12 protein-coding genes, 1 tRNA gene and 1 pseudogene are annotated in these 12,675 nt (G+C 63.6%); 2 read left to right on the top strand and 12 right to left on the bottom strand.

Annotated elements, in window-relative coordinates:
• The first annotated feature begins 32 nt into the window (after positions 1–32).
• Complete coding sequence (locus tag HQ308_RS16085; RefSeq protein WP_222647306.1) at positions 33–434, top strand: GtrA family protein; 402 nt, start codon at positions 33–35, stop codon at positions 432–434.
• Here HQ308_RS16085 and HQ308_RS16080 read toward each other — a convergent pair.
• Positions 431–2,467: a cytochrome c oxidase assembly protein gene (locus HQ308_RS16080; RefSeq protein WP_056445944.1), complete on the bottom strand. Its 2,037-nt coding sequence runs from the start codon at positions 2,465–2,467 to the stop codon at positions 431–433. The genes HQ308_RS16085 and HQ308_RS16080 overlap by 4 nt on opposite strands.
• A 147-nt stretch (positions 2,468–2,614) precedes the next feature.
• On the bottom strand, positions 2,615–3,706 hold the full coding sequence (locus tag HQ308_RS16075) for an XdhC/CoxI family protein (protein WP_261776215.1): 1,092 nt from the start codon (positions 3,704–3,706) through the stop codon (positions 2,615–2,617).
• 114 nt (positions 3,707–3,820) lie between these two features.
• On the opposite strand from HQ308_RS16075, the gene HQ308_RS16070 reads away from it, so the two are divergent.
• Positions 3,821–3,896, top strand: a tRNA-Arg gene (locus tag HQ308_RS16070).
• A gap of 613 nt (positions 3,897–4,509) precedes the next feature.
• Here the strand turns inward: HQ308_RS16070 and HQ308_RS23080 are convergent.
• From HQ308_RS23080 to HQ308_RS16015, 10 genes and pseudogenes are all read right to left on the bottom strand, one after another.
• Positions 4,510–5,595 (bottom strand): annotated as a pseudogene (locus HQ308_RS23080) (recombinase family protein); the annotation flags it as partial.
• Complete coding sequence (locus HQ308_RS16055; RefSeq protein ID WP_222647148.1) at positions 5,592–6,245, bottom strand: ImmA/IrrE family metallo-endopeptidase; 654 nt, start codon at positions 6,243–6,245, stop codon at positions 5,592–5,594. The pseudogene HQ308_RS23080 and the gene HQ308_RS16055, both read right to left, overlap by 4 nt.
• A 43-nt stretch (positions 6,246–6,288) precedes the next feature.
• The gene (locus HQ308_RS16050; protein ID WP_222647146.1) at positions 6,289–6,675 is read right to left on the bottom strand and encodes a helix-turn-helix domain-containing protein; all 387 of its coding nucleotides are present in this window, start codon (positions 6,673–6,675) and stop codon (positions 6,289–6,291) included.
• A gap of 247 nt (positions 6,676–6,922) precedes the next feature.
• Positions 6,923–7,255, bottom strand: coding sequence for a hypothetical protein (locus HQ308_RS16045; protein ID WP_222647144.1), 333 nt, complete (start codon positions 7,253–7,255; stop codon positions 6,923–6,925).
• Between the two features lie 84 nt (positions 7,256–7,339).
• On the bottom strand, positions 7,340–7,945 hold the full coding sequence (locus tag HQ308_RS16040; protein ID WP_222647142.1) for an MT-A70 family methyltransferase: 606 nt from the start codon (positions 7,943–7,945) through the stop codon (positions 7,340–7,342).
• Complete coding sequence (locus HQ308_RS16035; RefSeq protein WP_222647140.1) at positions 7,942–8,979, bottom strand: replication-relaxation family protein; 1,038 nt, start codon at positions 8,977–8,979, stop codon at positions 7,942–7,944. Before HQ308_RS16035 ends, HQ308_RS16040 begins: the two co-directional genes overlap by 4 nt.
• Positions 8,976–9,698: a hypothetical protein gene (locus HQ308_RS16030; RefSeq protein ID WP_374197813.1), complete on the bottom strand. Its 723-nt coding sequence runs from the start codon at positions 9,696–9,698 to the stop codon at positions 8,976–8,978. The genes HQ308_RS16035 and HQ308_RS16030 overlap by 4 nt, the downstream gene beginning before the upstream one ends.
• Before the next feature lie 383 nt (positions 9,699–10,081).
• Complete coding sequence (locus HQ308_RS16025) at positions 10,082–10,489, bottom strand: DUF5956 family protein (protein ID WP_308115801.1); 408 nt, start codon at positions 10,487–10,489, stop codon at positions 10,082–10,084.
• A gap of 141 nt (positions 10,490–10,630) precedes the next feature.
• Positions 10,631–11,320: a hypothetical protein gene (locus tag HQ308_RS16020; RefSeq protein ID WP_222647137.1), complete on the bottom strand. Its 690-nt coding sequence runs from the start codon at positions 11,318–11,320 to the stop codon at positions 10,631–10,633.
• 74 nt (positions 11,321–11,394) lie between these two features.
• Positions 11,395–12,102, bottom strand: coding sequence for a hypothetical protein (locus tag HQ308_RS16015; RefSeq protein WP_222647135.1), 708 nt, complete (start codon positions 12,100–12,102; stop codon positions 11,395–11,397).
• Positions 12,103–12,675: the final 573 nt, after the last annotated feature.

Below are 12,675 nucleotides of genomic sequence, written 5' to 3'. Positions count from 1 at the left end.
CCCCCGTGCTTCCCTCGCACCGCGGGCATCCGATGCTGGTGGCGCTGCGCAGTGACGGAGCGTTCCCCCAGTTGGTCCGCTTCGCACTGGTCGGCGGGCTCAGCAACGTCCTCTACGTCGCCGTGTTCGTCGCGATGCACAGCGAGGGTTCCATCGTGGCCAATGCCGTCGGAGCAGTGGCGTCGACCGTTCTCGCCAACGAACTGCACCGCCGTCTCACGTTCCACGCCGCCGATCGGGTGGGCTGGTTCACCGCGCAGTGGGAGGGCGGCGGACTGGCACTCATCGGTCTGGGCGCCAGCACCGCAGCGCTGACCGCGCTCGACGTCGCACTGCCGACCGCCGGCGCCGCGTTGTCGGCCCTGATCCTGGTCGGAGTCACCGCCATCGTCGGCGGGCTCCGCTTCCTCGCCCTGCGCGGTCTGGTCTTCTAACTGCGCTCACGCTCGCGGCGCGCCAGCTCCGCGAACATCGCGTTGTGCGCCGCGAGGTCCGCACCGTCGTCGCGATCGGCCGCCCGGTCCGTGCGGACTGCTTCCTTCCGGTCCGTGTTGGACCACTGCACCAGCAACGCCAGCATGACGAGGATCAGCGGGATCTCGCCCGTCGCCCACGCGATGCCGCCGCCGAGTCGCTGATCGGCCAGGAGGTCGGAGTTCCACGGCAGCGACAGGCCGCGGAAGAAGGTCTGGCCCATCACCGTCTCGGTGCTCATCAGCGCGATACCGAAGAAGGCATGGAACGGCAGCGATCCGAACACCATCGCCAGCTTGGTCACGGGCGACAGTCGACGCGGTGCCGGGTCGACCCCGATGACGACCCAGTAGAACAGGTAGCCGCTCAGCAGGAAGTGAGCGTTCATCAGCAGGTGGGCGCCGTGCGAGTCGACGGTCGCGCCGTAGATGCCGCCGAGGTAGAGCGCGTAGAAGCCACCCACGAAGATGACGGCCGCGACCAGTGGCTGGGTGAGGAACCGGGACACCGGGCTGTGCAGGGCCTCGAGGATCCACTCGCGCGGTCCCGGCACACCGTCCCGGCCGGCCGCCGGCAGCACCCGTAGGGCCAGGGTCACGCCGCCGCCGAGCGCGAGCAGCACCGGGGTGAGCATCGACAGCACCATGTGCGAGCCCATGTGCACGCTGAACATCGCCATCGAGTAGCGGTAGACACCCGACGACGTCGCGAACAGCAGCGTCGCGCAGCCCAGGACCCAGGCGATCGTGCGACCCACCGGCCATGCGTCGCCACGGGCCCGCAGTCGACGAACGCCGAGGAGGTAGACGACGGCCATGACGACGGCGGCGGTGCCGAAGATCAGGTCGAACCGCCAGTCGAAGAGGAAACGCCCGAGGCTCGGGGGCGCGGTGAGGTCGTACCCCAACTCCGCCTCGGTGAGCGTCAGCTCCCGAGCGCTCCCCAGCGGGGGCGGTGTGCGGGAGAGTCCGACCGCGAGCCCGATCGTGGCCGCGAAGACCAGTACCTCGGCACCGGCGAAACGCACGAGATTCGCGCGCGACGTCGGGTCCGCGGCGAGCGCGGGCAGGGCGCGTCGACGCTGGGTGTAGCCGAACACGCCGAGGACGACCAGGGCGACGACCTTGGCGAGTACGAGTCGGCCGTAGGTGGTGTCGAACAGATCTGCGGGCTCGACGCGGACGAAGGCGTTGACCACTCCACTGACACCCATGACCACGAACGCCACCGTGGCGACCGCGGAGAAGCGCCGTGCCGCGACATCGGTGTGCGCGCCGGCGCGACGGGCGTGCGCCAGGACGGCGAACAGTCCGCCCGCCCAGAGCGACGCGGCGAGAAGATGCAGGATGAGGCTGTTGGTGGCGACGTCGTGCGATCCACCGGACGACGAGTGCCCCGACAGTGCGAGAGGCATGAGCGAGCCGAGCGCGACCACCAGCAGGATCGGCGTCCACGACCACCGCAGCACGGCACGTGTCCCGAGTGCGAGCACGATCGCGATGATCGCGGTCCACTGCCACGCGCGGGCCAACTCGATCTGCGACAGGCCCGACCACAGGTTCTCGGGACGCAGCGCCTCGGACACCGGCTGACCGGACGTGTCCGAGAGGGTCAGCGGCACCAGCACGATCGCGCAGGCCGCCCACACGATTGCCGCCGACGACGCGGTGCGCAGCGCGCGATAGCCGTCGATGTCGAGGACGCCCGATCTCTGCGGCGGCACGAGGAAGGCTGCGAGCAGCAGAGAGCCCACGGCGATGACGGCGGCGACCTCCCCGAGCGCGCGCACAGCGGGCAGACCGTACGTCGTCACCGGACCCGGATCCGGGATGCCGAGCAGGACCAACGCCTGCGACGCGGACAGTGCGACGATCAGGCCGGCCACCACCGCGGCGATCAGTCCGGCACTCGCGAACACGCCTGCCGATCCGGCTCGTCGCGCCCCACCGTCCGGTTCCGCGGTCGCGGAACGCGGTGCCTCAGTCGTTGCCATACCTCCAGGGTAGGAGGTGACCGGCATCGCAGCACCTACGGGACGTAGTAGACGCGCAACTCACACGTCACCCCCTCCGGCGAGTACGCCGGAAACGTCGTGATCCTCCGCGCTGCAGCAGCTGTTCGGACGTACTCGCGAGGGGCGTCAATGGTGAATGCGTCCCTCGCGCTCCCCCAGCGGCCGTCCGTTCCCGCCCCACCGCCTCGCGACGATCTCCGCCGCGATCGACACCGCCGTCTCCTCCGGTGTCCGGGCGCCGAGGTCGAGCCCGATCGGGGACGACAGTCGCGCGAGCTCGTCGTCGCCGATTCCCACCTCGCGCAGTCTCGCGACCCGATCGTCGTGGGTTCGCCGCGACCCCATCGCACCCACGTAGCCGACGCGGGGCAGCCGCAACGCCACCTCGAGCAGCGGCACGTCGAACTTGGGGTCGTGGGTCAGTACGCAGATCACGGTGCGCTCGTCGATCTCACCCTCGGCCTGCAGTCGCTCGAGGTAGCGGTGCGGCCACTCGACGACCACCTCGTCGGCCGTCGGGAATCGCTCGGTTGTCGTGAACACCGGCCGCGCATCGCAGACGGTCACGCGATAGCCGAGCAGCGCACCCTGACGCGCCACCGCCGACGCGAAGTCGATCGCACCGAACACGATCATGCGAGCACGGGGCGCGAAGGAGTTCACGAACACCGTCATTCCCTCGCCGCGCCGCTGACCGTCGGGGCCGTAGTGCAGGACGTCGGTGCGGCCCGCTTCGAGAAGACCACGGGCGTCGTCGATCACCGCGGCATTCACGCGGGGCGACCCGAGCGTGCCGGACGCCGCCACCGGGTCGACGACCAGGCGAGAGCCGACCCGCGCAGCATCGGGGTGCTCGAGGACAGTGGCCACCGCGACCGGCCGGTGCTCCGCGATCGCCGACGCCACCGCGCCGAACTCCGGAAAGGTCGTTCGGGACACGGTCTCGACGAAGACGTCGAGGATGCCCCCGCAGGTCAGACCCACCGCGAACGCATCGTCGTCGCTGACTCCGTAGCGATGCAGACCCGCCTCACCGTTCTGCGCGGCCTCGTACACCGCGCCCTCGACGCAGCCACCGGACACCGACCCGACGACTCTGCCGTCCGCGAGCACAGCCATCGACGCACCCGGCGGACGCGGTGCCGATCGGAACGTGCGCACCACGGTGCCCACGCCCACGGACTCCCCCGCGCGCCACGCTGCGAGCACCTGGTCCATCACGTCCTGCACGCCTGCTGCCTTCCCTCGGAGCGAGAAGTCTAAGCCGCACCTCCGGCCCGGGCAGGGCGCAGCGTCTCGCTACACTCGACGGCGCATCGGACACCGATGCGCGCCTCCGTAGCTCAGGGGATAGAGCAAGGGCCTTCTAATCCCTTGGTCGCAGGTTCGAATCCTGCCGGGGGCACCAAAGTAGTCACTTTCAAACCTGCGCCGCGAAGCGCAGGTTTTTTGTTTGCACGACCGACCGACGCATAGTTCAACTGCGGCCCTGCGTCGAACTTGTGAGTGGCTGGTCGAACGTGTGCCCGTGCGGCGTTGACGACTTCGTGGCCGAGCACTGTGTCAAACGGCTCCGCCAGCTCGACTTCCACGATCGTCTCGTGCACTAAAATTTTCGTGAAGAGGGCCTGATTGAGTAATCGCCGTAGGTGGCGACCAGCAGACGTCCTGCCCGCGCGCTCATACGCCTCGGCGCAATTCTCGGCCAGATGTAACGCTTGCCGGAGCGCCTTGTCGAACTCCTCCACCTGCGTTGAGGCCGCTTCGAGGCGCGCGCCGATCCTTGCCAGGTTGTTAGCGATACGGTCTTGCTCCGTCTTGAGCAACTCAAGAGGGATGGCCCCAGCGTAGTGAGCCTGCAGTAGACGCAAGCGCTCTGATTCTAGCCGTTGCTTCTGCGTACCGAGGGTCTTCAATTCCCGATCAGCAGCAGCTCGGCTCGACATCAGCTCATCGCGCACCATTGCTTCGATTTGCCCGCTCAACTCCGGTTCCAACTGGACAGTCTCGTAGTGCTCAGCGACGAGATCCTCCACCCGAGAAATCAGCACTGCCTTCATGGTGCATGGGGTCGTCTTCTGATGTCGCCCGAGGCAGATGAAGTACGGGTAGACCCTGCCAGACCGGTTCTTGGAGTTCGTGATAATTAGTCGACTACCGCAATTCCCGCAAAACACCGATGACTTCAAATAATGGGGATGCTCGCGCTGCTTTTCTCCCGTGGCGTGCGAAGCCAGCACCTCCTGCACCTTCGTCCAAGTCAGCTCGTCGATGAGTGGCGCATGTCGCCCTGGGTACCTGACGCCGCGATATGTCACCTCGCCCTTGTAATACGGCGTAGTGAGAATCCTGTAGAGACTGTTGTACTTGATTGGACGTGCTGGCGATTTGGGAGTTGACCGCGTCGTCAGACCACGATGTTCGAGTTCCTTCGCCATCGCCTTCAGCGTCCAATCCCCCATCGCGAAAACCTCGAAAGCCCACGTTATGTGCGGGGCTCGTTCAGGGTCCACGACGACCGTTCGTACCTGAGCGCCGTCAGCATTGATCTGCTGGACATTCAAGTATCCAAGCGGAGCCCTGCCTGGCGTCCCACCGGTCTTGGCCTTCTGCTCCATCCCTTTGTTGACTTCGAACGCAAGGTTTTGGCTGTAGAATTCCGCGATCGAGCTCATGATGCCGTGAAGGAGCATTCCCGAGGGCGTCTCGTCGATATTCTGGGTGGCGGACACCAACTCCGCCCCTGCTTGCTTGATTGCCCAGTGAATCTGCGCATCGTCGAGTCGGTTCCGAGCCAGTCGGTCGACTTTATGCACAATGACGTAGTCGACTGAGTTCTCTTTCAGGTACGTAAGTAGCCTCTGTAGCTCAGGGCGCGACTCCGCATACTTGGCAGATTCACCTCGCTCGACGAACTCCTCGACAATGACCGCCTCTTTCGTTGCGGCTCTGCGGCGGTTCGCTTCGCGCTGCGCGGGGAGCGAGTAGCCCTCGGGGTCGCCGTCGCGTTCCGCCTGTTCCTTGGTGGAGACTCGCAGGTAGGAGACGGCGCGCTTCGCGGCAGCATTCGATACTTGGCCTGCTGCGATGCCCTGTTCAGATGTCACGCGATCAACTCCCCCATTCGTGGCGACGAGACCTTCTCAAGACGCCTGCTGTACCCACCTGGCTCATCAGCACGTGTGCAGCGTGTCCAGTCGTCGACCAGACCCGTCTGCCGGAGCCGAACTCCGATTGCGCGCTCGCTTACCTGGAAGTACGCCGCAAGTGCATCTGTGCGCTGCATACCGTTGCCCCAAACCCGCTTCAGAGCGCGGCGCGGCATGAGCACGCAGGCAGCGAAGTAGTCAGCGACGCGTTCCGCCTGGGTCGCGGCGGATGCTCTGCGATCCCCGCGGTACAAGTCCCCGCTTCGTCCGTGGTCGATGATGTGCTTGTACTCGTGCGCGAGAGTGAAACGCTGCCGCTGCCACGAGTCCGCGCGGCTCAGGAGGATCACCCAGGTTCGACGGGTCGTGTCCCAGTAGCTGGCTCCCGCGACCAGCGCACCGGTGTAGGCGATGGTGATCTTAGGAAGTTCGCTAATCAACTCGGTTGGCGTGCTGCCCTCTGAAATAGCGTGAGCCGCCAGCAGCTTGTTCGCCTGCAACTCGGCGATGCGAAGCGCCTCGTCGTAGGTGACGTCACTACGGCGCGGAATGACGGACCGCAGGGTCGCAAGAACGCTGAGCGTGTGTTGCTGATACTTGTCTGTCATGGTAATCCTCCTTTCCCACTAATGGGTTGTGTAATCTTGTGGTTTATTCATCTTCTCCGCCGACCGGGCCGGTTGCAGCATCGAAACTGATTCCATGCTTTCTCGCAATCTCATCGAATTGCGCCTCGATCTCCCCCATCGCTTCAGGCGGCAAGTCATACTTGGTGCGTAGGTACGGCCGGAGCGTGGGCAGCTCTTTGTTGGAAATCCATCCCGCGCTGGCGAAGAGATCGCCGGCCGAGATGCCAAGGACTTCGCCGATGGCTTGCAGCGTTTCGGCTTTCGGGCTGGCAATTTGACCGTCCTCGATCCGCCAATAAGTAGTGGCGCTCATGCCGACTCTGCGACCGACTTCGTTGGCAGACAAGCCGAGCGATTCCCGTCGCTCACGGAGGACCTTTGTGAGGTCGTTAACTTGCTCTGGTGTCATTGCGCAATTCCTCCATTCGCAATATATAATAACTGCACGCATTGCACCAAAGCAATAGTTTGGGCATTTTCTACAACGCACCGGCATTTCTCGCAACCATTCCTGCCCGTCCAGGTGGCGCATAGGAGGCCACATTTCAGCGGCAGCAGGTCTGGGTGGGGATTGCCGGGTCGGGCGGCAGAAAAGGGCAGTAAAGCCTCTTCTCCGCCGACCCGCCCGGTGTTGTCCAGCCCCTGGCTGACGGTCGTCAGCTGGGCGTCGTGTCGTCTCCCTTCTGCGGTCGGCGCGACCGTGCTGGGCGCGCGGTGTCGCCAGATTCGGCGGTCGAACCCGTATCGAACATGCTGGCGATCGCGTCCCGCCTGACGGCCGCATCCCGCTCGATCTCCTGACGGGCCTGATCGGCTTTCGCCAACAAGACCGGATCCGTTTTCGCTTGCGCGATGTGACCGGTCACGGCGAGCAGACCCTCGTCGTTGATGGTCTTCCCCCGCAGCTGCGCGATGAAGCTCAGCTGCGCGTGCACTTCCGGCTTGAGCCGGATGGCAAGCGTCTTGAGACTGCTCTCGGGTGTGGACATTGCGCCTCCTCGGTGCTGTGCGGCCGGTCATCGCTGATGCGATGACATGGACGGCCGCATGACACCGACGAGGCGTCCTCGGCGTCACCGCGTCTCCTGGGTCGTGTCGACTGATCGATCTGATGGCACGGGGTAGCCGGGGATCGCGACAGAGGAATCGATTTGGTTGCCCCAGGCGTCCCAGCCGGGCTGGTGTCGTCGGGCAAACAATTCAAGGAAGGGTCCGCGACTGATCCGCTCGATGACGGCGTACTGTTCCTCCGGCTTGTGGGAGTGGTCCTGGACTGGTGCGAACATCCACGTTGGCTGCGATCGGTATCGAACGGGTGCGACGCCGCGGGTACCGAAGAGCAGGTGCTCGGTGGCGTTGCGCAGGTAGTGACCTAATTGGATTCGTGGTTTGACCCATGTCAGCGGTGAGCGCGGTGTGAACCCCCAGGCCTCCATGACGTCGTACCCATCGCGGAGCGTCGCGTTGGTCACCCATAACCACAGGTGCGCGTTGTCCTCCGCGAGGCCGGCCACAGGCAGCGCCTTGATCTGATCGAGCGTCATGAGGTCGTAGTGCCTGGACGCCCCTTTCCCACCCTTCTGGAGGACGTCCCAGGGTGGGTCGGCCAGAACCGTTTTATACCGAGGGGATGCGCTCACGTCGACGGGTCGCTTCGGGCTGTCAGATGGACCGGTCATTGCTCACCCCCGTTTTGGACGAGGGCCAATACTTCGTCTGGCGCAACGACACGGAACAGACTCGCGTCCAGGCGGCCACCGGCCTCGATTGCCTCACGGAGCCTGTGACGGCGGCGCGCGGCAACTGCCGGATCCCTGGCGCTCATGATCCACACCACCAATGGGAACGTGCCGGCCTCGGTCTGCTCGGTGCCCGATCGGTAGTACGCGTCGTAGTCGTGACACTTCCGCATCAGTGTCGGCAAGTGCTCGGTCCCGAGATCGACTTCCAAGAACCAGCTATTGACGAACGGACTGTCGGCGTTAACTGCGGTCTCGACGTACAGGTCGGGTTTCAGAACGAGCTGCGCGCCGCCGACGCCGACGTGCGTACGCCACGAGGCCGGTTCGATATCGCAGCGCACTAGTTGACACTTGGCGGCGCGGTCTGCCTCGACGAGGGAAACGTGGGTCTCGGCGACCGTCAGTGTGTGCCGCAAGAACGAGGTGCTCGGTTCCGAGAAGCGACGCCGGGAAGGGCGGTTCGTGTCCCGGCGTAGGAGCCGGTCGCCGACAACGTCGACGCAGAAGACCAGTCCGCTGCTTCCGGCCCGAACCCCGCCGATACGACGCTCCAACGTGGTCAGCAGGCGACGGCCACGGAGCCGTCCCAGCACCCGGCGAGTGAGGGCCGGACCTGATGCCTCAGCGTGGTCGGCGAAGTGCAGTCGGGTGATCTGCGCGGTGGTTAGGAACCGATGAGCTTCCACCGACCGCAGAATTGCCCAGTCTCGGTCAGACAGCGCATCGGCGATTCCTGCAAGGTTCTGCCGCCGCGTATGGCCGCGCTGCGTCGGGCCACCTGCGGGCTGTATGCTGCCAGGAGTGGCAGCATCAGTCCGCTCCCGCGGAGCGTTGGATTGTGGCCTGACCGGCGATGATGGAGCTGGCTGCGTCGACGCGGTCGCTACACCGACCGCGCCACCTTCCTGCACTGTTATCGACGCCGGTTCGCCCACCGAATCGGCGCGGTGGGGGTATTCGGACTGATTCATGAGCGCCTCGCTTTCCGCCCGTGCTGGCCGACGTCAGACCCCGCGGGTTGAGTGATCGGGGGGTTTAGCAGTTCGGCGAAGCCTGCCTCGATTGCATCGAGGGGCTGACCGAATTGCTCACGGCTGATGCGCCGGATCTCAGCCGGATCACTTGTGATCGGCGGCGGTGGCATGGTGATTCCGGAGACCCACGGTTGTACGGAGTTGTCGCGGATGAGGCTGGCGTACACATGGTGGGCTGGCAATGCGGTGAAGTCCTCAGAAGCGAGCACAGATTGACCGGAGGCCATGTCGCGGGCATCGCTAGCCTGGAGCTGAAAGGCGACGCGGGAGCGTGCGTTGTTTCGCACGGCGTCGATCATCTGTTTCGGCAGCTGCGCCTCAAACTGGTGTGCCAGATGCAAGCCGGCACCCAGGCTTCTCGCCGTTGCGAGCACGTCGCCGAGGTCAGTTGGGAGCTTGAGATAGTCCTGAATCTCGTCGATGTACACCATGACGGGATCGCGCTTGTTCTCCGGAAGCGAGGCACGTTCTCGGATTGCTTGCCAGAGCTCAGCGACCACCACCGCACCGAGAAGTTCTGCAACCTCTGGGCCGACAACACCTTTCTGTAGCGGAACGAGCAGCACCTTGCGCTCCCGAAGAACCTGCCGCAGCGTGAATCGAGGGTGACGCTGCGCAAGGACACCTCGCATCTGCTTGGTCAGCGGGCGTTTCACTTGTGCCGGAGCAGTTTGCGTCCACGAACGAACTGTTGCGCCAGCGGTGCGGCCATTGGGACGTGGCCTTCATTGAACGACTCGGAGCTGCGGAAGCTAAGACTCATCGACTGAATATGCTGCTCGAAGCCACTATCGACGCGCATCTTGAGGGCTGATCGTCCCATGTCGGCGGGCCTGTTTGTGTCTCAACACAAGAGCAGACGCATCGTGCCGGGACGCGTGCAACCCATAGTTCACCGGCCCCTTGGCACCGTAGAAGATTCCAGTGCGAGACATGCTCAGACGATGAAAAAGATGGTGGTGAGCTACCGAAGTGACAATTCGTAATCAACGCCGAGAGAACTCGCGATCAATCCGCAGACAACCATTTACTTAACCCGCTAGTCGGGTGCGTCGAACAAATCCCCATAGATTTTTCTCACCGCTCGAAGAACGCCAGAGTCGGAATCTTCACGATTTTTAGACACGAAGGCGTCCTTGAGTTGCTTTGAATCAGCAATCGATAGCGGGACTCGCACGTACCAGTCGAACGGTGAGGGTATTGGTGGGATTCCGACGAGGCCGAGCCCGTGATTGATGCCGTCGTCGATGTCGCGCTGATCGTCTTCCTCGAAGGGGATGTGTTCCACGACAGGCGACGCCTGTGGGCCTGACCCGGGCCTCGTCACTCTCACGACCCTATTCTCAAACGAACTTGGCACTCGGAAGACCCTGCCGGGCCCAGCTACCCACGCGATCATCAAGTAGTGGGCCGAGTATGGCAATGCGACGTAGTGACCTTGTTCCACCTGGGGCGGCACTTCATCAGGGGAGGCGGAAGTCTCAAAATTGTTCCAACGTTGGTCCACGCCGCAACTCCTCTTGGTGGTCTCGACTGAGACGGTGCTGTGGCGGCGCGCCCAGTCGAGGGGCGCGCCGCCACAACGGTGTCAGCTACTGATCTCGAAGGTACCGATCGCTTCACCATCGCGCGTGAGCAGCGGCACGGTTCGCACCGCGGGCTCGGCTGCAGGGTCGGCAGCACCCGCAGTGAGATCGCTTGATCGGATGTACCCGGCTTGCCCATCGGTTCCGATCGCGCTGATCAACTCCGGGAGGTCGGCATCGTCCTGAACCCCTAGGGCTTCCCCGTACGACACGCCATCGCCGTTCACCCCGGACTCCCCCTCGGGCGCACTGTTCTGCTGACGCGCCGATGCTGCCGGCGGATACTGTAGCGGGTCGGTGGGGAAAGTGACGGTCTCGCTGAGGGCTCCGTTCGTCGGATTCAGAACCGCGACGAAACCATGGCTGTTGTAAAAACCCGCACCGCAATCGCGCGTGGTTGCCGCGTTCTGAGCGTTTGTGATGAACGCATTGAAGCGGTAATCGGTAGCGCTGCAGAGTGCACCCTCACGAAACAACCGCGCTTTGGCTCCCATCGTGCCGGGGGCCACCGACGAGCCAAAGGAAGTATAGATTCGAGTGCTTGCGGTGGGAATGCCACCGTTGTCGATCGTCGACGTATGCAAGTAAACAGTGCCGTTGACGGGCGGCGTGGGACCGATCCAGCCGGTCCGCGTCTCGGCTTGTGCGACGCCACTACCGAGTAGCGCTACAGCTGCAACTGCGCAGGTCACTGGAGCAATTCTACTGATAAGTTTCATGGTGTCCTCCTAGTTTTTGGATGGTCGTACGGTGTGTAAGTGACCGCTCACGGGTAGTTGAAGTAGCAGTCACCGTCGAATCGAGGGCATATGTATCGTTCACTCTGCGGACCCGGGCCGAATATTCCGGCGACCTCCGGGACGAGGTACACGTAGTCGTAGCCTTCTGGCTGAAACTGCACCACGCCCTCGGCGAAATAGGTACCAGCGTCCTCCAGCCGGGGGCCCTGCACTTCGGTGGCGGTATAGGAGTAGTTGCCAGGCACGTCTGAGACGCTGAACCCGGAACCCATGGGCGTATAACCACAGTTCACATCAGGTGTACCTCCGCCGATGTTCTCTCGGCATTTAATGTCGTGCCGTAAGAACGTGAGCCGAGGGCCCTCATCATGAGTGATTGTGGTGGTGTACCGAGCCGACCGCCCGTTCAAGTTCAACCTCATGTAGTAGTCGAATGTGCCCAGCACCCCATCCTCGTTCCCATAGATGAGATTGCTCTTGCTGATCGCAACGTTCTCGCTTCGAGTGAACTTGCACGGTGAGGACGAATCTGGCTCGCACCAGAGGTCCGGGTCGTCCGGCGGTTCATCAGCTCTCCGTTGTGCGCCGGGATCCACCAGGTTGGGCCTTGGAACGACTGGTAGAACCTCAGTACCAACCGACGTCGTGAGAACAGCACCATTGCATACCCAGTTGCCAACACCTCTGTCCAGAGCAGTATCAACACACTGTTGGCTCGCTCCAGGCACATCCACGAAGGGAGTGTCTGCCAAAGACGGGTCCGAGGGCACACTGGCAGTAGGCGGGCTTGGATCTGAAGTAGGTTGCGCAAGAGCAGCACTCGGGGCGAGCACACAGGAGATGGCGACAGACACACCCAGTAACAGGCCGCGGGGAAATATGTGGCCGCGTGCTTGATGCAAAGGAACCTCCAGGCGATAACGGGCGGGAAGCCGACTGTGACAGTCGAATCGAGGGGGACAATTCGACCTCAAGCGACCCAGTGGTATTTAGGTAGCCGAAGTCATGAGAAATACCGAACGCCGGGTCTCGCCCGCGCACGTGGACGATCTCCCGATCCAGAACAGAAGCCCGTGGGTAGTCACCCAAAGTGCGGTATAACGCACTACTTCACGCCTGTTCCAACCTCTAGAATCGCTGACTCAAGCCACAACTGTCACAAAGCGTGCTTAACGCAGGCTGGAGCTTGACCCGGTTTCCCGGACAGTTCGGGTTGGGTGTTCAGGCCACGTCTGAGGTGACCCGTCGATGGTAGGCGTGTTCGTAATCCACTGGCGAGGAGTAGCCGATCCCGGAGTGCCGGCGGT

This window comes from Rhodococcus sp. BP-241, assembly GCF_019836145.1.
GTDB lineage: Bacteria > Actinomycetota > Actinomycetes > Mycobacteriales > Mycobacteriaceae > Rhodococcoides.
The sequence above is the reverse complement of the archived record's forward strand: the minus strand, read 5'-3'. Positions and strand labels throughout refer to the sequence as shown.

Coding starts and splice junctions, on each gene's coding strand:
- HQ308_RS16085 (WP_222647306.1), top strand. CDS start 33: ATGCTGGTGGCGCTGCGCAGTGACGGAGCGTTCCCCCAGTTGGTCCGC.
- HQ308_RS16035 (WP_222647140.1), bottom strand. CDS start 8,979: ATGAATCAGTCCGAATACCCCCACCGCGCCGATTCGGTGGGCGAACCG.
- HQ308_RS16055 (WP_222647148.1), bottom strand. CDS start 6,245: ATGACAGACAAGTATCAGCAACACACGCTCAGCGTTCTTGCGACCCTG.
- HQ308_RS16080 (WP_056445944.1), bottom strand. CDS start 2,467: ATGGCAACGACTGAGGCACCGCGTTCCGCGACCGCGGAACCGGACGGT.
- HQ308_RS16075 (WP_261776215.1), bottom strand. CDS start 3,706: ATGGACCAGGTGCTCGCAGCGTGGCGCGCGGGGGAGTCCGTGGGCGTG.
- HQ308_RS16040 (WP_222647142.1), bottom strand. CDS start 7,945: ATGACCGGTCCATCTGACAGCCCGAAGCGACCCGTCGACGTGAGCGCA.
- HQ308_RS16045 (WP_222647144.1), bottom strand. CDS start 7,255: ATGTCCACACCCGAGAGCAGTCTCAAGACGCTTGCCATCCGGCTCAAG.
- HQ308_RS16050 (WP_222647146.1), bottom strand. CDS start 6,675: ATGACACCAGAGCAAGTTAACGACCTCACAAAGGTCCTCCGTGAGCGA.